General features: G+C 38.6%; 7 protein-coding genes and 1 pseudogene. All 8 read left to right on the top strand.

Annotation, left to right across the window (positions count from 1 at the left end; translation table 11 throughout):
• Positions 1-352 precede the first annotated feature (352 nt).
• Entirely contained in the window at positions 353-3826 is a 3474-nt protein-coding gene (locus tag IQ244_RS22820) for a condensation domain-containing protein (protein ID WP_193898260.1), read from the top strand.
• A 16-nt stretch (positions 3827-3842) separates the two neighbouring features.
• Complete coding sequence (locus IQ244_RS22815; RefSeq protein WP_193898258.1) at positions 3843-4877, top strand: TauD/TfdA family dioxygenase; 1035 nt, start codon at positions 3843-3845, stop codon at positions 4875-4877.
• 125 nt (positions 4878-5002) lie between these two features.
• Positions 5003-12781, top strand: a complete 7779-nt coding sequence (locus IQ244_RS22810; RefSeq protein ID WP_193898256.1) for a non-ribosomal peptide synthetase — start codon at positions 5003-5005, stop codon at positions 12779-12781.
• A gap of 27 nt (positions 12782-12808) precedes the next feature.
• On the top strand, positions 12809-13558 hold the full coding sequence (locus IQ244_RS22805; protein ID WP_193898254.1) for a class I SAM-dependent DNA methyltransferase: 750 nt from the start codon (positions 12809-12811) through the stop codon (positions 13556-13558).
• 84 nt (positions 13559-13642) lie between these two features.
• Positions 13643-14686, top strand: coding sequence for a TauD/TfdA family dioxygenase (locus tag IQ244_RS22800; protein WP_193898251.1), 1044 nt, complete (start codon positions 13643-13645; stop codon positions 14684-14686).
• A 24-nt stretch (positions 14687-14710) separates the two neighbouring features.
• Positions 14711-17914 carry a non-ribosomal peptide synthetase gene (locus tag IQ244_RS22795; protein WP_193898249.1) on the top strand — a complete coding sequence of 1068 codons (3204 nt, stop codon included), beginning with the start codon at positions 14711-14713 and terminating at the stop codon, positions 17912-17914.
• A gap of 13 nt (positions 17915-17927) precedes the next feature.
• A pseudogene (locus IQ244_RS22790) lies at positions 17928-20624 on the top strand (type I polyketide synthase); the annotation flags it as partial.
• A gap of 231 nt (positions 20625-20855) precedes the next feature.
• On the top strand, positions 20856-26087 hold the full coding sequence (locus tag IQ244_RS22785; protein WP_193898245.1) for a non-ribosomal peptide synthetase: 5232 nt from the start codon (positions 20856-20858) through the stop codon (positions 26085-26087).
• Positions 26088-26102 lie beyond the last annotated feature (15 nt).

The following is a 26102-nucleotide window of genomic DNA, read 5'->3' as shown; positions in this document are numbered from 1 at the left end:
AAACAATAGTTTTTGCGGTCACACACTACTGAGAGTGGTGATCCGGTGTCAACGCTGAGAATTACAGCTATTGCTGATTTTCCACCATATATAACAACTGAGAAGCCGCGATAAGGTTTATCTTACTTTATTGAGAATTATTTGTGAAGTAGATATTGATAATTTACTAGAAAGGTACTAAAGTAATTGAAGGAATTGAGAAAGACTTTCAATAATCTCTGCTAATAAACAAATGAGCATTCATATAAATGATGCTTATGATTAGCAAGAATCAATGATATAGCTAGAATTTCGACCACAAGTTATCTGCATCTGCGATTCCTGATTCCGCATTAAAGAAGGTTGCATCCCTATGCCAGAAAGTACAACAGATCTGCCTGAGAATTGCCAAAAAATCTCAATTGCAAAATGTTCAACATTAGTTGATATTCTGCGGTATAGAAGTAACAAACAAGCAACTACACAGGCTTTCACCTTTCTGCAAGATGGCGAAACGCAGATAGCAACGCTGACTTACCAAGAGTTAGATCGGCAAAGTTGTGCGATCGCCTCGCAACTGCAAACATTAGGTTTAAGTGGAGAGCGTGCATTACTACTTTACCCACCGGGAATAGATTACTTACCAGCCTTCTTTGGGTGTTTATATGCCGGAATGGTAGCAGTCCCAGCTTATCCACCACGCAACCAACGCAACACCCCTAGAATCTTGGCAATTTTACAAGATGCTCAACCAAAAGTTATCCTGACTACAACAGCAATTCTGACTCAATTACAGTCTTTACTGGCCGATAAATTTGCTATAGATAATATCCTCTGGCTAACTACCGACAACCTCGCACCAGGTATAGAAGAAGCTTGGCAAGAGCCGACAATAAATATAGATACTCTGGCATTTCTGCAATATACTTCCGGTTCCACTGGCACACCCAAAGGTGTCATGCTTACTCATGGCAACTTGCTACACAATGCTGAGGTGACGCGCCAATATATGGAACATACCTCTAGTAGTAAGTTTGTGACTTGGCTGCCTGTTTATCATGATATGGGATTGATTGGTGGCGTATTGCAACCTTTGTATGGTGGTTTTCTTTGTATTATGATGCCACCGGCCGCCTTTCTCCAGAGGCCTTACCGTTGGTTACAGACGATTTCTAGTTATAGAGGAACTACCAGCGGCGCGCCTAACTTTGCTTATGAATTGTGCATTGAAAAAATTACGCCAGAACAACGTGCAACCCTAGATTTAAGTAGCTGGAATGTGGCGTTTAATGGTGCTGAACCCATTCGCCACGAGACTCTAGAAAAGTTTGCCGCCACCTTTGCTGAATGTGGGTTCCGTCCAGAAGCTTTTTATCCTTGCTATGGTATGGCGGAAGCAACTTTGATGGTATCTGGCAGCGTCAAATCTGCGTTAGTGCGGAGTTTATCTCTGCAAAAAAGCGATTTAGAAGGCAATCATGTCATAGATGCAGTTACTCATACAGATAGCTCCACAACATTAGTTAGCTGTGGTCGAGTTGTACCACAACAGCAGATTGTGATTGCTAACCCAGAAACCTTCACTAGTCGTCATCCCGATGAAGTGGGAGAAATTTGGGTATCTGGGCCTAGCGTTGGTCATGGCTACTGGAATCGTCCAGAAGAAACAGAACAAACTTTCCATGCCTATTTGCAAGACACAAAAGAGGGGCCATTTTTGCGGACTGGAGACTTAGGCTTTCTGCACAATGGGGAACTTTTCATTACTGGTCGAGCGAAAGATTTGATTATCATCAGAGGACGCAACCTTTACCCACAAGATATAGAACTGACAGCAGAACGTAGTCATTTCTCATTGCGTATTGGAAGTAATGCCGCTTTTGCTGTCGAAGTAGACAACGAAGAACGGTTAGTAGTGGTGCAAGAGTTAGAATTTCGCGCCAAACCAAATCTAGAAGAAGTGACAATGGCAATTCGTCAGGCTGTGGCGCAAGAACATGAAATCCAAATTTATGCAGTTATTTTAATTAAAGCTGGTACTATTCCCAAAACTTCTAGTGGTAAAATTCAACGCCGCGCTTGTAAAGCAGAGTTTCTGGCAAATACTTTGCAGGTAGTCAATCAGAGTATTTTAGATAGTAGGGAAGATTTATCTGTGCAGAAACCTGCACCCTTACACCTCTATAGACTTCATGATATAACCTCATACTTGCAAGAATTAATTGCCAAAGCCTTAAAAATCCCAGTTCACAAATTACCACTTCAACAACCCCTCACAACTTTGGGACTGGATTCTTTGATAGCTTTTGACCTCAAAAATCAAATTGAGGTAGATTTTGGGGTGAGCGTATCTATCAATGACCTTTTGCAAGATGCCAGTATTGAGTATCTAGCACAGCAAATTGTGGCTGAGGCGAAAGATATTACCCCAAAACAGTTGGAACTCCAGCCAATTCCTCGTGAAGAAAAATTACCCTTGTGTTTGGCGCAAGAACGGTTGTGGTTCTTAGAGCAATTAGAACCAGGGAATCCATTTTATAATGTAGCGATCGCCATTCAACTCAATGGCAAACTCAACATTACAGTTCTCCAGCAAAGTCTCAATGAAATTGTCCAGCGTCACGAAAGCTTACGCACCAGTTTTACATCTGTAGCCGGACAACCTATACAAATAATCCATCCTAGGTTAAATGTGCAACTAGCCATTGAAGACTGCACTATCTGGAAATCTACAGAAATTCTCATCCAGGAAGAAACCCAAACACCCTTTGACTTATCTCAAGCGCCATTGCTACGGGCGAAACTTTTGTGTCTATCAGCCAATCAACATCTGCTACTGTTAACCACACACCATATTATTTCTGATGGTTGGTCAGTGGGCGTTCTCATCCAAGAACTAGCCACAGTGTATCAAGCCTTACTAAAAGGTAAACCTTCGCCTCTACCTCAACTACCTATCCAATACGCTGATTTTGCCTACTGGCAAAGACAATGGCTGCAACAAGAAGTTCTCAAAACCCAATTGAATTATTGGCAGCAGCAACTCAGCAACAGCACACCTTTATTAAAACTACCAACCGATAGACCTCGGCCTTCCGTTCAGACCTTCATCGGTAAAAAGCATACACTGACATTACCTCAAAATCTGAGTGCAGTCGTCAAAGACTTCAGTCAAAAAGAAGGCGTAACCGTCTTTATGACATTTTTAGCAACTTTTCAGACATTGCTACATTCTTTATCGCATCAAGAAGATATTATTGTTGGTTCTCCTGTCGCTGGGCGTAACCAGACCAAAACACAAGGATTAATTGGCTTTTTTATCAATACATTGGTACTGCGAACTAATTTGAGTGGAAATCCTACTTTTCGAGAGTTATTAGGCAGAGTCAAAAAAGTATCTATAGAAGGCTATGCCCATCAAGATGTACCTTTTGAAAAACTGGTAGAAGAGTTACAGCCAAAACGTAACCTCAGCTACAATCCCTTATTTCAGGTAATGTTTATTTTTCAAAATACAGGGATACCATCAATTGAACTTCCTGAATTAAATTGGCAACCACAAGAAGTAGATAGTGGTACATCAAAGTTTGATTTGAAATTGAGCATTTGGGAAAAAGCATCCGAATTTCAAGGTTCAATTGAATACCAAACAGATTTATTTAATGCCGCGACAATCAGCAGGATGGCAAATCATTTTGAACTATTACTGCAAACTATAGTGAATCAGCCAAATATCTGCTTACAAGAGTTAGCAGGTATTGTTGCAGAAATTGAAGAAAAACAATTAGCAACTATCAGTCTGCAAAAACTGAAATTGAGTAAAAGAACAGCAATTAATCAAGGTTAAAAACTTTCTCAAAATTATGATGATTTCCAATTCTAAAAAACCTAGCCTCAAAAGCTTAGGTATTAGCAAACGTCAAGCTATCACAGATTTAGTGCAAATCACACCCTTGATAGCTGAAAATTCTCTACCATTACTCATCCAAGCAAATGTTGAAGGCGTTAATTTAGTTGCTTGGGCGGCTAACAATCAAGAATTGATTAAAAAATCTTTACTCCAGTATGGGGGTATTCTATTTCGTAAATTTCAGGTGACAGAAATAGCGGAATTTCAGCAGTTTATTCGAGTAGTTGCGGGCGATTTATTAGAATATTGCGATCGCTCCTCACCTCGCAGTGCAATTCAAGGTAAAATTTACACATCTACAGACCATCCATCCAACCAAAAAATTCTACTGCACAGCGAAAATTCCTATGCTGCTAACTGGCCTTTAAAAATCTGCTTTTATTGTGTAAAACCAGCACAACAAGGAGGAGAAACACCCATCGCTGATATTCGCAAAATCTATCAAAGAATCTCTCCCGCAGTTCTCGAAAAGTTTGCTCAAAAACAAGTGATGTACGTCCGCAACTTTGGCGATGGATTTGGCTTACCTTGGCAAAATGTGTTTCAAACAAGCCAGCCAGAAAAAGTTGCAGAATTTTGTTACCAAAATCAGATAAAATTCAAATGGAAAGCAGAAAATCGACTCAGAACTTACTCTATCCGTCCTGCGATCGCTAAACACCCAATCACAGGTGAGAATGTTTGGTTCAATCATGCTTTATTTTTCCATATCTCTAGCTTAGAAACGAACATCCGTGAGTCGTTATTAGCAGAATTTGGTGAAGAGAATCTACCACACAATACTTATTATGGTGATGGTTCACCAATTGAACCAGAAATATTAGATGAAATTCGTGCGGCTTACCAGCAAGAAACAGTAATTTTTCCCTGGTTGACTGGAGATGTTTTGATGTTGGATAATATGCTCACTGCCCACGGAAGACAACCATTTTTCGGTAACAGAAAAGTAGTGGTTGGGATGGCAGAGCCATATAGTATAGATTATTAACTACTAAACACATAAGTTTCTCTTTGTTTACTCTCTGCGTCTCTGCGTGAAAAAATATTTTCCCATATTCATGAAAGAGAACGATTAATCAAGAATTTCTGCCAAATTATCTCACCAGATTAACAATGCTTGAAGAAATTCAGGGGTTTCAACTTTCGCCCCAACAAAAGTATTTATGGCAATTACAACAAACTGATAGCCAAATATATCAGGTTAAAGCTGCCGTTTCCATTGCCGGAAATCTTGATATTCAATTACTCAATAATGCTATAGAAACAGTTGTCAACCGACATGAAATTCTCCGCACTTATTATAAGTGCCTACCAGGGATGACAATTCCTGTGCAAATAATTACTGACTCTGCGGAGATTGCTTGGCAGCAAAATTATGACTTGAGTAACTATACAAGTGAGGCACAAAAAGAAAAATTACAACTCTTATTTCAAGAATTTAGTCAACAAGATTTCAACTTGGAGACTGGAGCCAGTTTACACTTATCTTTAATCACCTTATCTGATAGCCGATATATTTTATTCATCAGCTTACCTGGATTATCAGCAGATAGAGAAACTCTGAAGAATTTAATCAGAGAAATTAGCTACATTTATGCTGATAAATTTGATAATGATCCAGAAATAATGCAGTATGCTGACTTGGCAATGTGGCAGAATGAATTATTATCAGCGACAGACACAGAAACAGGTAGAGAATACTGGAATAAACAAGATTTTTCGGCTTTATCAGCCTTACATTTGCCTATCGAAAAAGAGAACATTTCAGAATTAGGATTTCAGCCGCAAACTCATACTTTCAGACTTGATGCTTATCTTGTAGCCCAACTAAAAAAACAGCATCAATCAGCATTAGCTAATTTCTTTTTGGCTTGCTGGAATATTTTGCTGTGGCGAATCACAGGACAAGATAACCTGGTTATTGGTGTAGCTACAAATGGACGAAAATATCAAGAACTAGAATCTAGTTTAGGGCTATTATCGAAATATCTGCCTGTCAAGTGCGAATTACCAGAAGATATAACTTTATCTTCACTTTTAAACGAGCTTAATCAAGCTATTAGTAAAAGTTATAATTATCAAGAATATTTTAGCGTCAACACATTAAAAGATGTAGCTGTAAATAACCAGTTTCTATTTCCCATTAGTTTTGAATATGATGAAATTAGAGATAAATATGATTTTGGAGATATATCATTTGCTATTGAACATTTAGAAGCTTGCCTTGATAACTACAAAATTAAACTAGCTTGTGTGCGTAGAGAAAATTTCATTGATATAGAAATTGCATATAATATTCACTATTTTGCAACGGCAGATATTCAACATTTAGCCAAACAATTACAAACATTAATTGAGAGTGCAATTTCTCAGTCTGAAGTAGCAATAAGTCGGTTACAAATTCTGAGTAACAGTGAAATTAAACTACTATCTGAGCTTAACAATACTCAACTAACTTATCCTGTCAATAAGTGCATTCATCATTTATTTGCAGAACAAGTAGCCAAGACTCCCGATAAAATTGCACTAGTCTTTGCTGGACAACAGCTTACCTATACAGAACTAAACCATCGTGCGAATCAAATTGCTCATTACTTGCAACAATTGGGTGTCGGTGCAGAGGTATTAGTCGGGTTGTGTGTGGAACGTTCTTTAGATATGGTCTTGGGTATCCTTGGTATTCTCAAGGCTGGTGGTGCTTACGTCCCCTTAGACCCTACATATCCCCAAGAACGTTTGGCGTATATGTTGCAGAACTCGCAACCGAAGGTCTTATTAACTAAAGAGTGTTTAATTAAAGAATTACCAGCACATACAGCCACAGTCGTTTACTTAGATGCAGAAAGCGATTTAATCGCCCAGCAATCAAGAGAGAATTTACAACAGACAACCATTGCGGCTAACTTAGCATATATAATTTACACTTCCGGCTCAACAGGTACACCCAAGGGAGTTAGAGTTACCCATGCTAATTTGTGCCACTATGTGCAGGCAATGCAAACAGCACTGGGTATTGTCCCGGCAGATAGATATTTACATACGGCATCAATTGCTTTTTCCTCTTCTGTCAGACAGTTGATTGTGCCTTTAACAAAGGGTGCAACTGTAGTAATTGCCACTTCCGAACAGCGCCAAGACCCCTTGATGTTGTTGGCAGAAATTCAGCAACAGCAGGTGACAGTTATTGATATCGTTCCCTCCTACTGGCGCAACTGTAATCATCTTTTGAGTAGTTTACAACCAGAGGTCAGAACCAAGCTTTTAGACAACAAATTACGCTTAATTGTCTCTGCTAGTGAACCTCTACTGTCAGATATTTGTACTCAATGGCGGTTTGGTTGGCAACACAAAGCCAGTTTGATCAATATGTTTGGTCAGACAGAGACCTGTGGTATAGTTGCAGTCAATCCAATAGCGATGGGCGAAGATGAACCGATCAAAATAGTCCCTCTTGGTCGTCCCATTGCCAACACCCAAATCTATATTTTGGATAAATATTTGCAACCTGTACCACTGGGTGTGGCTGGCGAACTATATATTGGTGGCTTAGGTATTGGTCAAGGTTATCTGCATCGCCCAGACTTGACAGCCGAAAGATTTATTCCCAACCCCTTCAGCCCAGAACCAGGAACTCGGCTATACAAAACTGGGGATTTAGGGCGTTATTTACCAGATGGGAGAGTTGAATTTATCGGACGTAGCGACCATCAAGTGAAAATTCGCGGCTTCCGTATCGAACTAGCAGAAATTGAAGCGGTGCTGTGTCAACATCCATCTGTGCGGGAAGCGGTAGTGATAGCTAGGGAAGACGTAGGAGAAAAAAGATTAGTTGCTTATTTAGTATCTAACGATCAGAGCCTTGAGAATAGCAACTTTAGTAATTGTCGTAGCTTTTTACAAGAGAGATTGCCTGATTATATGCTGCCTTCTAGCTTTGTGATGTTGGCGGCTTTACCCCTCACACCCAACGGAAAAGTCAACCGTCAAGCATTACCAGCACCAGAACAAGTACGACTACAAACACACCCCCAAAAAGCACCTCGCACTCCCATAGAAGAAGTAATAGCAGGAATTTGGGCGCAAATTCTGAGTGTTGTCCAAGTCAATATTGATGACAACTTCTTTGAATTGGGCGGTCATTCGTTGTTAGCTACTCAAATTGTTTCCCAATTGCGTACAGCTTTTTCAGTCGATTTACCTCTGCGGAGTTTGTTTGAGTCTCCCACAGTCACCGCACTAGCAGAACGTATCGAAATAGCCCTAAAAGCCGGAGAACAACTGCAACTACCACCTATTGAACGAGTCGCACGAGAGGAGATATTACCACTCTCTTTTGCTCAAACAAGGTTGTGGTTTTTGGAACAATTAGAACTAGGAAGTAGTACTTATAACCTGTCTCGCGCCTTGAAATTTCAAGGCTCGCTGAATATCACAGCCTTAGAACAAAGCCTGAATGAAATTATCCGTCGCCATGAAATCCTGCGAACCACTTTTATCTGTATTGATGAACAACCATTTCAGGAAATTAATGCAAATTGCAGTATAAAAATACCTGTAATCAATCTCGAAGATTTATCGGCTGAGGCGCGGGAAGCTGAAGTTCAAAAAGTTATTAGACAACAAACACAACAAAGCTTTAATTTAAGTCAATTCCCACTATTTAACACCTTACTTTTACAATTAAACTTACAAGAGTATGTATTAATATTTACTATTCATCATATTATTGCCGATGGTTGGTCAGCAGGTGTAATTGTCCGCGAACTCGCCGCACTTTACGAATCATTTTCTACAGGTAAACCTGCTACCCTAACAGAATTATCTATCCAATATGGAGATTTTGCTGTTTGGCAGCGTCAATGGTTGCAAGGAGAAATTCTTCAGCAGCAGATGAACTATTGGAAACGGCAATTAAGCGGGAGTTTGCCAGTATTGGAACTACCAACAGATAGACCAAGAACTGCTATCCAAACCTTTGCCGGAAACAAGCAATTTTTCACTATCACCCCGACATTAACCACCGCCCTCAAAACCTTGAGTCAGCAGGAAGGTGTCACACTATTTATGACTCTTTTGGCTGCATTTCAAACATTGCTTTATCGGTATACAGGACAGTCAGATATTCTTGTCGGTTCACCCATTGCGAACCGCAACCGCAGGGAAATAGAAGAGCTAATTGGCTTTTTTGTCAATACCATAGTATTGCGAACTAACTTAGCAGGTAATCTGAGTTTTCGGGAGTTACTCAAACAAGTTAGAGAAGTAACTTTGGGTGCATACTCTCATCAAGATTTACCCTTTGAGCAGTTGGTAGAAGAATTACAACCAGAACGCAATTTAAGCCATACACCACTGTTTCAGGTAATGCTTGCCCTCCAGAATGCGCCAATGACAGAATTGAAACTACCTGGTTTAAGTATTAACATAGAGGAGGTAGATACAGAAAAATCTCAATTTGATTTAACTCTATTTTTAAAAGAAACTCATCAAGGTTTGATGGGAGTATTTGAATATAATAGTGATTTATTTGATGCTGACACCATCACAAGAATACAGGGACATTTTCAGACATTATTGGCGGGTATTATTGCCAATCCTGAGCAGAATTTAGCAAGTTTACCAATCCTCGCACCGCCAGAAATCCAGCAATTATTAGCCACACAAAATCATACTCAAACTGATTATCCCTTTGTTTGTATTCATCAGCTATTTGCAGCACAGGTAGAACAAACACCTGATGCTATTGCTGTGGTATTTGAGAATCAACAGTTAACATATAGGGAACTCAATCAAAAAGCCAATCAATTAGCGCATTATTTGCAAAAACTGGGAGTAGGTGCAGAAGTATTGGTGGGGATTTGTGTAGAGCGTTCCTTAGAAATGGTCATTGCACTATTAGGTATACTCAAAGCTGGCGGCGCATACTTACCACTAGATCCAGCATATCCCTCAGAGCGCTTGGGTTATATGTTGGCAGATTCTCAACTAGCAGTTTTACTCACTCAAAAATCATTACTAGCAAATTTACCACCTCATGATGCTCAGGTAGTTTGTTTAGATGATGAGTGGGAGAGAATTTCTCAAGAAAATATTAGCAATCATACTCACAAACTTACTCCCGAAAACTTAGCATATTTAATTTATACTTCCGGTTCCACTGGCAAACCAAAAGGGGTACAAATTACTCATGGCGGTGTTGTCAACTTCTTAACGGCAATGCGGCAAAAGCCAGGATTAACACCACAAGATATTTTACTATCTGTCACCACATTATCTTTTGATATTGCCGCTTTAGAAATATTTCTGCCCTTAATTGCTGGCGCTCAAACAGTTATTATTAGTCGTCAAGTAGCTTCGGATGGAATTCAATTATCAGAACAATTAATGGCTACTGATGCGACAGTGATGCAAGCTACTCCAGCTACTTGGCGGATGTTGCTGGCTGCTGCTTGGAGAGGAAATCAGCAATTAAAAATTCTGTGTGGTGGTGAAGCCCTTGATGAAAACCTAGCCCAACAATTACAGCAACGAGGTAAAGAAGTTTGGAACTTGTATGGCCCTACAGAAACTACGATTTGGTCTGCTGCATCCCTAGTACAAGATACCATTGCGATCGCACATCCCATCGCCAACACCCAGTTTTATATCCTAGACGCATTCAATCAATTAGTACCGATTGGTGTGGCGGGTGAGTTACATATCGGTGGCGCTGGTTTAGCCCGTGGTTATCTGCATCAACCAGAACTAACCGCCCAAAAGTTTATATCCAATCCGTTTAACCTAGATTCTGCTGCTCGATTGTACAAAACTGGAGACTTAGTGCGTTGTCGCGCAAACGGCACAATTGAATTTTTAGGACGAATTGACAATCAAGTTAAATTGCGCGGCTTCCGCATTGAATCAGGCGAAATTGAAGCAATTTTAAATCAACATCCATCTGTGCAAGTCAGTGTGGTTGTAGTTCGAGAAGATGAACCAGGTAATCAGCGATTAGTAGCCTATATAGTTTCTCAGCCAGCGCAGACATTGGTAATCACGGAACTTCGCCGCTTCTTAGCCGAGAAAGTCCCTAATTATATGCTGCCTGCGGCTTTTGTGACTTTGGAGAAATTGCCCCTCACACCTAATGGTAAAATAGACCGCCGAGCCTTACCTGCACCGGAAACCACTAGAACTAATTTTGTAGCACCACGCAATACAATTGAGGAAGCGATCGCTCAAATTTGGCAACAAGTTCTAGGTATTGCCCAAGTAGGTATCAACGATAATTTTTTTGAGTTAGGTGGACATTCATTATTAGCCACCCAAGTCATTTCTCGCTTGCGGAAAACTTTAGGGGTAAATCTACGCCTACGCGCTTTATTTGCATCCCCAACGGTGGCTGAACTCGCCACAAAAATTCCACAGACAACAGCAAAATTAGGACTGAATACTGCTTCTATCCCACGGGTTTCTAGAGAGGGCAATTTACCCTTGTCCTTTGCCCAAACCAGATTATGGTTATTAGAACAGTTACATCCAGGTAGTAGCACATACAATATTTCGGCGGCGGTAAAGCTGTCGGGTTGCTTGAATATAACAGCCTTGGCACAAAGCCTGAATGAAATTATTGCCCGTCATGAAGTCTTGCGGACGCAATTTTTGCTGGTCAATGGACAAGCATTTCAGGCGATTCCTGCGGAAAGCTGCGCTAACGCACCTAGTTTAACTTTGCATTTGCCTATTATAAACTTGTGTAATATACCAACAGCAGAACGTGCCGCTGAGGTAGAAAGATTAGCACTTGTTGAATCCCACCGCACCTTTGATTTAACTCAACTACCATTGCTGCGGTGTACTCTCCTACATCTAGATGAGAACGAACATATTGCCTTACTAACCATTCACCACATTGTTGCAGATGGGTGGTCAATGGGTGTGTTGATTAAAGAGTTGGCAACTCTCTACGCTGCCTTCTGTGCTGGGGAAACATCTCCATTGCCAGAATTGCCCATTCAGTATGCAGACTTTGCTGTGTGGCAACGTCAATGGTTGCAGGGGGAAGTATTGCAAACCCAACTGGATTATTGGCAGCAGCAATTAAACAACCTACCGATTTTAGAATTACCTACAGACTTTCCTCGACCACCACAGCGCAGCTTCCGAGGTGCAAAACAAACGCTGGTGTTCAATTACAACTTATCCCAAGCTCTAAAAAAATTGAGTAGGGAAGCCGGGGTAACGCTATTTATGACTGTGTTGGCTGGTTTCCAAACTTTACTGCATTGCTACACCAACCAGGATGATATTGTCGTCGGTACTGATGTTGCCAACCGCAATCAAGCCGAAGTAGAAACATTAATTGGATTTTTTGTCAATCAATTGGTGTTGCGGACTGATATGACAGGAAATCCCAGTTTTCGGGAATTATTGGAGAGAGTAGGCGATCGCACTTTATCAGCCTACACCCATCAAGATTTGCCCTTCGACAAATTAGTAGAAGTCTTAAATCCTGAACGTGATTTCAGCCGTTCACCTTTATTTCAGGTGAAATGTATTCTGCAAAATGCACCCATGCCTCCATTAGAACTACCTGGGTTAACACTCAATCTATTAGATATTGATAAAGAAATTGCCGAGTTTGACTTACTTTTAATTGTCACAGATACAGAACAAGGATTAATTGCTGATTTGAAATACAGCACAGATTTATTTAAGGCTGCAACTATATCCCAAATATTACAAAATCTGGAAATACTTATGAGTCGGGTTGTCTCACAGCCGGATGTGAAACTTCATGATTTAAAAGCCATGCTTTTAGAAACTAACAAACAACAGCGTGTTGTTCAAGAACAAGAGTATCAAAAGAGTCTCCAACAAAATTTTCTCAACATTAAACGCAGGTCTAAATAAGCAAAATTTAACGAGGATAATTCAACAATGACTACCAAAAATCGGTATGCAGAATATGACAGTTTAGCTTCTATGTACGACGACCAAGGTACAGAGAGGCATGATCTTGTCGTAGAGCAATTAGAAAAATTAGTTTTACAACATCTCCATAAATCAGCACATATTTTAGATGTTTGTTGTGGTACAGGACAAATCGCCCAAAGACTGATACAAAAAGGCTATCAAGTCACAGGTATTGATGGCTCAGAAGAAATGCTGTGCTATGCCAGAAAAAATGCCCCTAATGCAGAATTTATCTTAGAAGATGCCAGATTTTTTAAATTTTCATCTACTTTTCATGCCGTCATTTCTACAGATGTCGGACTTAACCTTGTAACTACCATTGAAGAATTACAAAAGGTATTTCAAAATGTGTATCAAGCATTGCGAGAAAATGGTATATTTGTATTTGACTTGTATGTAGAAGAACTCTGTATAGAAGATTGGCAGCGTACCAAAATTCAAGGCGAAGCCAAAGAGAACAATGCCTGGATTAGTGAGTTTGACTACGATACAGAGAAAAAAATAGGTTGCGATCGCACTACAAGATTTGAATTAATCGATGGTCAATGGCAACGCTCCAATATGACTTTTAGGTGGAAACTTTATTCTGTCACAGATGTTAAGTCTACTTTAGCAAAGGTAGGTTTTACAGATATTGTTTTTTACGATATAAAAAATGATTTTGGCGTAGAATCATCAGGTCATATTGGCTGTTTTGTTGCTTGCAAAGGCTAGATATTGTCCTTTGTATTTACAAATGAGCAATGACAGCCTTCATGAGTAATTTCACCTGACAAATTCAAACATTTATATTTTAATATGGAAGAATTACAAAACGCTCCAGTTAATGAACTGCCAACATTTAAGCGAAAATCGCTTAAATTATCTGCACAAGATTTAATTGAAACAGAATATTTAAATCAGGAGAAAAACTTTCCTTTGGTGATAAAATCTTCTGTAAGAAAGGTAGATTTAGCAGTTTGGGCATCTACTAATCGGGATTTTATCAACACACAATTATTGAAACATGGCGCGATTCTTTTCCGGGGTTTCAATGTTGATGGTGTAGAAAAATTTGAGCAGGTAATCAAAGCAATTTGCTTTGAAGCTATGGAATATCGCTATCGAGCCTCGCCACGTACTCAAGTGAGCGATCGCATTTATACTTCAACTGATTACCCAGCAGATCAAAGCATCTTTCCCCATAATGAACACGCTTATTCTCCTACCTTTCCTTTAAAGATTTTCTTCTTTTGTCAGACACCAGCACAGCAAGGAGGCGAAACACCTGTTGGTAGTTGTCGAGAGATTTTTAAGCTTATAGAACCCAAAATTCGAGAGCTTTTCATCGAAAAAAAAGTCATGTACGTGCGGAATTTTGGCGATGGTTTTGGCTTACCTTGGCAAACTGTATTTCAGACAAGTGAAAAATCAAAAGTAGAAGAATATTGCCGCATTCATGATATAAAAGTTGAATGGAAAGATGGCGGACGTTTAAGAACTCGTCAAGTTGGGCCGGCTGTTATTAAACATCCACAAACAGGTGAGCTTGTTTGGTTCAATCATGCAACTTTTTTTCACGTTTCCACATTAGAAAAAAATACCCGTGAAGCACTATTAGCAGGTTTCCCAGAAGAAGATTTACCAACTAATACATATTACGGTGATGGTTCGCCAATTGAGCCTTTAGTTTTAAAATCTCTACGCGCAGTTTATCAGCAAGTAATGGTTAGTTTTCCCTGGCAAAAAGGGGACATCTTGATGTTAGACAATATGTTGGCTGTGCATGGACGCTCACCATTTGTCGGGCCGCGCCAAGTTTTAGTGGGAATGGCGGAAGCATTAAATATCAAAGAACTTTAGATGATCAAAGTGGAATTTCTAAATATGACTACAGAAGTAATTGAGGGTTTTCAACTATCACCTCAGCAAGAACATTTATGGTTATTGCAACAAATAACTCCCAGTTCCACTTATTTTGTTAAGTGTAGTGTTCTCATCGAAGGAAATATTGAAATAACTAAATTAGTTAGTGCTTTACAAAATATTGTCAATCGGCATGAAATTCTGCGGACAAGATTTAAATATGTACTGGGAATGATGATTCCCGTGCAAGTTATTACTAATGTCAACGTCAGATTTAATCAGCAATATAATCTAGAAGATTATAATTTTCAGGCACAAGCAGACAAAATTGCTGAAAAATTTCAGCAATTTACTCAACAAAATTTTGACTTTGAAACAGACTCACCTCTGCATATATCCTTAGCTACTTTATCGGATTCAACGCATATATTATTTATTGCTTTACCTGCTCTTTATGGAGATACCAAAACTCTCAGTAATTTTGTTTCTGAACTCAGTAGTTTATATGCAAATAGTGAGCAAGTCTTGGCAGAACCACTACAATATGTAGATTTCTCTGAATGGCAGAATGAATTGATTCAATCGGAAGGGGCGGAAATTGGCAGAGAATATTGGCGCAAGCAAGATTTATCTGAGGTTTTAAATTTAAAATTACCTTTTGAGAAAAAAAATATTGAATCAGACGTATTTAAACCAGAGTTTTTAAGTTTTAATATTAATTCTAATTTAAAAGATAAACTTGGTGCGATCGCCCAAAAATATTATACTTCTAAGTCTGCCTTGCTGCTAACTTGTTGGTCAGTTTTACTCTGGCGTTTAACTCAACAACAAAATCTGCTAATTGGTAAAGTTTTTGCAGGCAGAAAATTCCCCGAACTAGAAACAGCAATGGGGTTGTTTGCTAAATGTCTTCCAATTACTTGTCATTTAGCAGAACAAGCTAAATTTACAGAAATATTACAACAAATCAGTGAAAGTGAACAAGAGATTTATAAATGGCAAGAATGTTTCTCTTGGGAATTAATCACCAACCAAGTAGTGTATTATCCTGTATGCTTTGATTTTATTGATAAATATGCAAAATATACCAATAGCAACATATCTTTTGCCATTCAAAATCATTCTGCTTGTATAGAGCGATTTAAAATCAAACTCTCTTGTGTGGATAATGATGATGATTTATTTACAGAGTTTCATTATGATCCTCAGTATTTTGATGCACAAGATATACAGCGATTATCAGACCAGTTTTATACCTTATTAGAAAGTGCCGTAAAGCATCCAGAAGCGGTAATTAGTGAGTTAGAAATTTTAAGCGATCGCGCCAAATACCAACTCCTAGTAGAATTTAATCAAACTCAAATTGATTACCTCAAAGATAAATGTATTCACCAGTTAATTGAACATCAAGCCCAGCAGCAACCAAATAATATTGCTGTGGAGTTTGAAAAGCAACAATTAACCTACAGCCAACTGAATAATCGAGCTAATCAACTAGCAAATTACCTCCAAAAGATTGGTGTAAACCCAGAAACTTTGATCGGGATATGTGTTACACGTAATCTAGATATGATTGTGGGGATTCTTGGTATACTCAAAGCAGGCTGTGCTTATTTACCTTTAGATCCAACTTATCCCCAAGAAAGATTAGCTGGGATTTTAGAAAATTCCCAAACACCAGTTTTATTAACTCAGCAACCATTACTAGAAAAATTACCCATACACCAAGCGCAGGTTATTTGTTTAGATACTGATTGGGAAATAATCTCCCGCCAAAATCAAGAAAATCTCACACTACCAATTACGCCTAACAACTTAGCTTATATCATTCACACGTCTGGTTCCACAGGTAAACCCAAAGGCGTACAAATCACCCATCGCAATCTTGTTCATTCCACAACTGCGCGAATTAATTATTATCAAAAACCTGTCAGCCGCTTTTTATTACTTTCATCCTTCGCCTTTGATAGTTCAGTCGCCGGGATTTTTTGGACACTTTGTAGTGGCGGAACTTTATTTTTACCAAAAGAAGGTTTGCAGCTAGAAATACCTAAACTAGTTAAGTTAATTTGCGAAAATCAGATTTCTCATCTTTTAAGTCTTCCTTCCCTTTATACACTGATTTTGCAACAAGCAATCCAAGAACAATTAACTTCATTACAAGTTATTATTGTAGCTGGTGAAGTATGCCCCAGCGAGCTAGTCAAACTCCACCAAGAAAATCTTCCTCAAGCTTCTTTATATAATGAATACGGCCCCACAGAAGCAACTGTATGGAGTAGCGTTTATCTTTGCCAGTCCCATGAATTAACCCAAATTCCCATCGGACATCCGATTAGTAATACACAGATTTATATCTTAGATACAAAGCTTAGTCCGGTGCCTATTGGTGTTCCTGGGGAAATTTATATAGGTGGTGATGGTATTAGCTTGGGTTATCTCAACCAACCAGAGTTAACCGCCGAGAAATTTATCAATAACCCATTTAGTCAAGAACTAAATGCACGCCTATATAAAACTGGAGATTTAGCTCAATATCGTGCAGATGGCAATATAGAATTTTTGGGACGAATTGATAGACAAGTAAAGATTCGCGGCTATCGCATAGAAATAGGTGAAATTGAATCAGCTTTAAAACAACATCCAACAGTGCGAGAAGTTGTAGTTGTTGCCACAGAAGAAAATCCTCGCCTCATCGCCTATATAGTGACTAATCAACAACCATCTCCTTCTAGCAGTGAATTTCGCAGCTTTTTGATGAAAAAGCTACCTGAATATATGCTACCTTCCACTTTTTTAATGTTGAAAACTTTGCCTGTATTACCTAATGGCAAAGTGGATTATAAAGCATTACCTCAACAGGTTCAAATTCAACTCGAAGAAACATTTGTCGCGCCTCAGTCTGAACTGGAGCAAATGATTACTAATATCTGGCAAGAAGTCTTAAAAGTTGAAAAAGTAGGCATCCATCATAATTTTTTCGACCTCGGCGGTCATTCATTATTGATGGTACAAATTCATACCAAGCTGCGTGCAGCTTTAAACAGAGATATATCAATGGTTGAATTGTTTGAATGTCCAACAATCAGTATGTTAACAAAACATTTAAGTCAGCAGCCAGAACAACCTGCTTTTGAACTAAACCTCGAATCAGTTGAAACTCGCCGAGAGTCGAATCAGCAACAAAGACAACTCAGACAAAAACATCGAGCAATAATACAGTAGCAGGAGAATGAATATGAATAACTCCAATACATTTAATTGCCTCGATGAAATAGCCATTATTGGTATGTCAGGTTGTTTCCCTGGAGCCAAAAACCTGGATGAGTTTTGGCAAAATTTGCGAGATGGTGTAGAATCAATTTGTTTTTTTAATGAAGAAGAATTAGTCTCTTCAGGAATAGATAAAAATGAGTTTAATCAGCCAAATTATGTTAAAGCTAAAGCCATATTAGAAGATGTAGAATTATTTGATGCGGCATTTTTTGAATTTACACCCAAGGAAGCAGAAATCACAGATCCACAGCATCGCCTTTTTCTTGAACACGCTTGGACTGCTCTAGAAAATGCTGGCTACGACTCTAAAACCTATCTGGGACAAATTGGAGTTTACGCAGGTGTGGGGATGGACACTTACTTTTTATTTCATCTTTATCCCAACCGCGAACTCCTAGAAACATCAGTAGGCAAATTCCGAACATTAATTGGTAATCGAGGAGATTTTTTACCCACACTTGTTTCGTATAAATTAAATTTGAAAGGCCCAAGTGTAAACGTGCAAACTGCCTGTTCTACTTCATTAGTGACAGTTCATTTTGCCTGTCAAAGCTTACTCAACGGCGAAAGCGATATTGCACTGGCTGGTGGGGTGTTAATCAATATGCCACATAAAGCTGGCTATCTCTATCAGGAAGGGAGTATTTTATCTCCTGATGGACATTGCCGCGCTTTTGATGCTAAAGCCCAAGGAACCCTGACTGGTAATGGTGTAGGCATTGTAGTATTAAAGCTATTAAAGAATGCGATCGCTGATGGCGACTATATTCATGCTGTTATTAAAAGTTCAGCTATTAATAATGATGGTTCTTTCAAAGTTGGTTACACCGCACCCAGTGTAGATGGACAAGCAAAAGTTATTGCTGAAGCTCTATCTATATCAGGCGTTAACCCCGAAACCATCAGTTATATAGAAACTCATGGTACAGGTACTAATCTTGGCGATCCGATTGAAATTGCTGCATTAACCAAATGTTTCCGCGCCAGCACTCAAAAAAAGAATTACTGCGCCATTGGTTCACTAAAAACAAATATTGGACACTTAGATGCAGCAGCTGGTGTTGCTGGTTTAATCAAAACAGTTTTGGCACTCAAGCACAAACAAATACCTCCCAGCTTGCATTTTGAAAAGCCCAATCCGCAAATTGATTTTGCTAATAGTCCTTTCTATGTCAATGCTGAATTATCTGCATGGAAAACTAATGGTACTCCCCGACGCGCTGGGGTGAGTTCTTTTGGAATTGGGGGAACAAATGCTCATGTCATTTTGGAAGAAGCCCCTGTTGTGGAGCAGGTGAGCGGAGGAGCAGGGGAGCAGGGGAGAGGATATCAGTTATTGTTACTCTCTGCCAAAACTGCTACAGCCTTAGAAACTGCCACAGCCAATTTAGTTAAGTATTTTCAAAAACATCCAAAAATTAACTTAGCTGATGTTGCTTATACCTTAAGTATTGGTCGTCAGGTGTTTGCCTATCGGAGATTTATAGTTGCACAGGATATTGAAGATGCCGTCAAAGCTTTAACAATTAAAGAACAACAACAAGATTTTCCTCATTGCCAAGAATTAGATCATCACTCTGTAGTTTTCATGTTTCCCGGTCAAGGTTCCCAGTATGTAAACATGGGTAGAGAAATTTATAAAACAGAGTTAATTTTTCAACAACAAATTGATTATTGTGCTGAGTTTTTACAACCCCATTTAGGGCTAGACATACGTAAATTACTATATCCCAACGAAGAACATCAAAAAGTAGCAAATCAGCAATTACAACAAACTTCTATTACTCAGCCAGTATTGTTTATAGTTGAATATGCCTTAGCTCAATTATGGATGTCTTGGGGAGTGCGACCTTCAGCAATGATTGGTCATAGTATTGGGGAGTATGTAGCTGCTTGTATTGCAGGCGTATTTTCCTTAGAAGATGCCTTAATACTCGTCGCTACTAGAGGACGGCTGATGCAACAACAACCAACTGGTACCATGCTGGCAGTACCACTATCAGAAGCAGAAATTCAGCCTCTATTGAATGAAAATATTTGCCTAGCTGCCCATAATAGCCCAGCTAACTGCGTAGTTTCAGGTACAACTAAAGCAATTCAAGACTTACAAAATAAATTAACTGCACAAGTTATAGAATATCGCCCTCTCCATACTTCTCATGCTTTCCATTCTCAGATGATGGACTCAATTTTAGAGCCATTTCAAAAACAACTTAGCAAAATTAACCTAAATTCTCCAAAAATTCCCATCATATCTAACCTAACTGGTAATTGGCTAACTACAAATGAAGCCACAGATCCAAAATACTGGGTGCAACATTTACGCCAAACAGTACGCTTTAGCGAAGGAATTACAGTATTACTGCAAAAGCCAAATCAAATTTTATTAGAAGTCGGAACTGGGCAGATATTAAGTAATTTGGCTAAACAAAATTCAAATCAAACTAATGAACAGCTTGTTATTTCTTCCTTACGCCATCCCAAAATTAAAGGCTCCGATATCTCCTTCTTACTTGATGCATTAGGGCAACTTTGGTTAGCAGGAGTATCAGTAAATTGGTCAAAGTTCTATGCTCATCAATCATGTCATCGTGTCCCCTTGCCTACTTATCCCTTTGAGCGACAAAGATATTGGATTGAAGCAGACAAATCACCCAATCCCAAGCATCTTCCAGAGACAGATATCCAAATACCACCGCATGAACCAGAGTTAATTGATAATTCACTAGAACAAATAATATTTCAACAAATGGAAATTATGTCTCAACAGTTAGAACTATTGCAATTTCTCAAAGAATAATATCTCTAACCTCTAACAATTATTGTTGCCAGTCCCTCCTAACTCTGTGTTCTCTGTGCCTCTGTGGTTCGTAACCAAATATCAATTATTATGCCCACCTCAAAAGTTGATGTAGTCCTATTAAAAATCAAAGAAATTTTAGGCACAGTTTTTGGCGTAAAAACTGCTCAAATAGATATTCACACCAGTCTTTTAGAACTAGGATTTGAATCTCTGGTATTAATTCAATTTAGTCGCTCTCTGCAAGAAAAATTAGGTGTAAAAATTCCCTTTCGTCAATTGCTAGAAGAATTTTCCACACTGCATGATCTGGCTGTACATATAGCTCAACAATTACCGCCATCTTTCTATCAAGAAAAAATACCAGCCATAACAGAGCCATCTGTAAGTAAAATTTCAGATAGACTATTGAGTAAATCATTAACAACAGCATTAAATAATCATAGTGAAAATCAGGCGATATCTGACGACAAGCCGCGTCACGTCTACGCCCGACTCGTAGCAGAGCAGCTAAAACTAATGACTAAACAATTAGACTTGCTGCGTCACAACCCGTTACCACACAAAAATTACCTTTTACATCAAGTTTTTGCGGATATTCCTCAACCTCAAAAATCAGTTAATATCCAACAATCAGACAAAGTAACTTTAAACCCCCGTCAACAACAACATTTAGATGCCTTAATCACCAAATTTGTTCAACGCACTTCAGAATCAAAACGCCTCACTCAAGAAGCTCGTTCTTTCCACGCAAATCCCAGATCAATCACAGGGTTCCGTCTCTCTCTCAAAGAGATGCTGTATCCTATTCATGCTCAACGTGGTGCTGGTGCAAGAATTTGGGATGTTGATGGTAATGAGTACATTGATATGTCAATGGGCTTTGGCGCACTTTTATTTGGTCATTTTCCCAATTTTGTTGCAGAAGCAATGCAACAGCATATTCAGCAAGGAATTCAAAATGGCCCACAATCGCCTCTGACAAATGAAGTTGCTAAGTTATTTTGTGAACTGACCAATCAAGAAAGAGTTACTTTTTGCAACTCCGGTACAGATGCAGTTATGGGAGCTATTCGCATCGCTAGGGCTACCACAGGACGTTCCAAAATTGCGGTATTTAACGGTTCTTATCACGGCACGTTGGATGAAGTGTTAGTAGCGGGAATCTCAACAGCAGACGGAACGCTACATTCTTTACCCGCTGCACCTGGAATTCCCCAACATTTCATCGAAAATGTAATTGTACTTAACTATGGAAGTCCCGAATCTTTGGAGACTCTCAAAGCCCATAGCCATGAATTAGCGGCTGTTTTAGTTGAACCTATACAAAGTCGTCGCCCAGATTTCCAACCCAAAGAGTTTCTTCAAGAACTCAGACAACTCACAACAGAAACAGGCATCGTCTTAATTTTTGATGAAGTAATTACTGGCTTTCGGATGCACCCAGGTGGCATTCAAGCAATGTGGAATATTCAAGCAGATATTAGCACCTACGGTAAAGCCCTTGGGTCTGGTTTACCAATTGGAGTAATCGCGGGTAAAGCTGCTTTTATGGATGCACTAGACGGAGGTTTTTGGAATTACGGTGATGCTTCTTCTCCGCAACGCGAAACAACCATATTTGCTGGGACTTTTTTCAAAAATCCTTTGGTTATGTCTGTGGCTTTGGCTGTTCTTAACCACATCAAAAATAGTGGTGAAAAAGTGCAAGCAGAATTAGCCATAAAAACTGCAAAAATAGCTGATACTCTTAATAGTTACTTTCAGCAAAAGCAGTTACCAATTCAAGTTGTTTATTTTGGCTCACTCTTCCGGTTTGTTTACCCCTCCAATTTAGTTTGGATTAATTTATTATTTTATCATCTGATAGAAAAGGGTATTTATATATGGGAAGGGCGGAGTTTTTATTTGTCTACTGCTCATACTGATGAAGATATTGAAACTTTAATTAGAGCTATTAAAGACAGCATATTAGAATTGCAAGCAGGTGATTTTTTACCCCAAGATCCACCTGGAATGAATAATCAAGGTGATGAATTATCGCATAGTCAAGAAATAGTTACTCTTCCCTTGACAGAAGTGCAAAAAGAACTTTGGTTTATGGCGCAAATCGGAGATCATGCTTCCCGTGCTTATAACCAATCAATGACTATTCATTTGCGTGGCGAGTTTCAATTAGAAGTAGCATATAAGGCAGTCCAGACAGTTATCAATCGTCACGAAGCTTTACGGACTAGTTTTAGTTCCGAAGGAGATTATCAATTAATTCATCCAAAACTAACAATAGATATTCCTTATATAGATTTATCAACCTTAGATGGTCAACATCGTCTAGCTCAGTTAGCAGAATTTTTAAAACAAGAAGCTCAAGAAACTTTTGACTTAGAAAAAACCCCTTTACTGCGGTTTCATATCATCAAGTTAGAGCCAAGTCATCACCTTTTAGTTCTCACGATTCATCACATTGTCGCTGATGGTTGGTCGATGGCAATTATACTACGAGAGTTAGCAGCAATTTATGCGGCCGAGTCTCAAAGTAGAACTTGTGAACTTCCCCAGCCAATGCAATATAGCGAGTATGTTCAGTGGCAAACACTCCAGCAAACAACTCCAGAAATGGCAAAAGCTGAAGCTTATTGGCTAAAGCAATTTTCTGGCTCAGTTCCAGTGTTAAATTTACCAGATGATAAGACTAGACCCTTAGTAAATACATATAATGGAGCTATAGAAACTCTTTCAATCAATACTGCTTTATATCACCAACTGAAAAGCTTAAGCGAAGAGTGTAAGTGTACTTTGTTCAGCACACTTTTAGCTGGATATATGGTTTTATTACAGCGATTAAGTAATCAAAATGATATCGTTGTAGGTATTGCTTCGGCAGGGCAATCTTTAGTTAATCATAATTGTCTGGTTGGTCACTGTGTAAATTTATTACTAATCCGTATTCAAGTCGATAAATCACCAGTTTTTACAGATTATCTAAGTTATGTTAAAGAGCAATTATTAGCAGCCTACGACCATCAAGTTTATCCTTTTATCAAGTTAGTTAAGAATTTAAATCTGCTGCGAGACCAAAGCCGCAATCCTTTATTTACAGTTGGCTTTAACTTGGATAAATCACAATTTGAGCTAGATAATTTAGATTATGAATTAGAAGTTATAAAAAACTCTAATACTAGCGCTAAGTTCGATATTGATTTGAACATTATTCAGAGCAATACTGGACTTTTACTGGAACTGGAATATAACACAGATTTATTCAAATCTGAAACAATTCAGCGCTGGGTTAAGCATTATATGACTTTATTAGAAAGTATAGTTGCCAATCCTCAACAACGGATTTCAAAACTACTATTACTCACAAAGATTGAAAAGCAACAGTTACTAGTAGAGTGGAATAATACTCAGGCAGGTTATCCTCAAGACAAATGTATTCATCAGTTATTTGAAATTCAGGCAGAGAAAACACCAGATGCGATCGCAGTATTATTTGATAACCAATATTTAACCTATCAAGAACTTAATCATAAAGCTAATCAACTAGCACGTTACCTGAGAAAAAAATGTGTGAAACCAGATATTTTGTTAGGAATATGTGTTGAGCGTTCTTTAGAAATGATTGTGGGAATTTTAGGGACTTTGAAAGCAGGTGGTGCATACCTACCACTTGATCCAGCATATCCCCAAGAACGATTGAGTTTCATGTTGGCAGATGCTAATTTATCGTTAGTATTAACTCAACAAAGATTGCAGGAATGGCTACCTCAACATCAGCATCAAACTATTTACTTAGATGCAGATTGGCAGTTAATTTCTCAAGAAACTCAGGAAAGTTTGGAGATAAAAGTAACAGATGCAAACTTAGCTTATGTGATTTATACTTCAGGTTCTACAGGTAAACCAAAAGGAGTGATGGTACAACATCATTCTTTAGTAAATTATACACGAACAGCGATTGTTAAATATGGGATGAAGACGAGTGATATCATCCTACAATTTGCCTCAATTTGCTTCGATGTAGCGGCAGAGGAAATATTTACTAGTTTGGTTGTTGGTGCTAAATTAGTGCTGCGGAATGATTCAATGTTGAGTTCAGTACCAGCCTTTTTAGAACAGTGTCGTCAGTTTAAAATAACGGTATTAGCTTTACCTACAGCCTTTTGGCATCAAATAACTGCTGAACTTGATGATAAATTAGTACTACCTAAAGCAATAAGATTAGTAATTATTGGTGGAGAAAAGGCATTACCACAGCGATTAGCAATTTGGCGACAACGGGTAAATAAAAAAGTTCAATTAATTAATTCTTACGGGCCTACAGAAGCAACAATTGGGACAACTATTAGCAATTTATCAAATTTAGATGAATTCAATGTTGCATTAAAAGAAGTGCCAATTGGTAAAGTAATCGATAACGTACAAGTTTATATATTAGATGCTTATTTCCAACCTACTCCTATTGGGATACCTGGGGAAATATATATAGGTGGGATGGGTGTTGCGAGGGGATATCTCAATCAACCTCAATTAACAGCAGAAAAATTTATTCCTAACCTTTTTAGTAATGAACCGGGAACACGCCTTTATCAAACAGGTGACTTAGCGCGTTATTTACCTGATGGTGAAATTGAAATTTTAGGACGAGTTGATGAACAAGTTAAAATTCGCGGTTTTCGGATTGAATTAGGCGAAGTGGAAGCGCAATTAAATCAACATCCAAATGTTGGCGAAGCGGTAGTAAAAGTTTGGGAGGATGAACAAGGTGATAAACAGTTAGTAGGATATGTCAGTTCTCTGTTAAAGCCACAACTAACAGCTACTCAACTGCGAAGCTTTTTGAAGGAACATCTGCCAGAATACATGATTCCTTCTAACTTTGTCATTTTAGAAAGTTTACCGATTACGCCAAACGGCAAAATAAATCGGCTTGCACTACCTAACCCAGAAAAATTTCGTCCAGAATTTGCACCTAATTATGTCATACCGCAAACGGAGGTAGAACAAACTATTGCGAAGATTTGGGAAAAAGCTTTGAATTTAGAAAGTATTGGCATTCACGATAATTTTTTTGAAATTGGTGGTCATTCATTGCTGCTAATTAAGGTTCACAGTGAATTGCGAAAAATATTTCCAATTGATTTATCGATGCTGGATTTATTTAGATATCCAACTATCAGCTATTTGGCAGATTATTTGAGTAAGTTAAAAAATCAACCTGTATTGGATCAGCAGGAAGATAATCAGGTTGAAAAAATTACTTCTGCAAAGGAACAGCAGAAAAAACGGTTGCAAAAAATGAAGTCAGCTAGAAGTATTTGAGAAAAACGAACCACA

This window comes from Nostoc sp. LEGE 06077 (assembly GCF_015207705.1).
Lineage (GTDB): Bacteria > Cyanobacteriota > Cyanobacteriia > Cyanobacteriales > Nostocaceae > Nostoc_B.
Note: the sequence above shows the minus strand (reverse complement) of the source record. Positions and strands in the feature narration are given on the sequence as shown.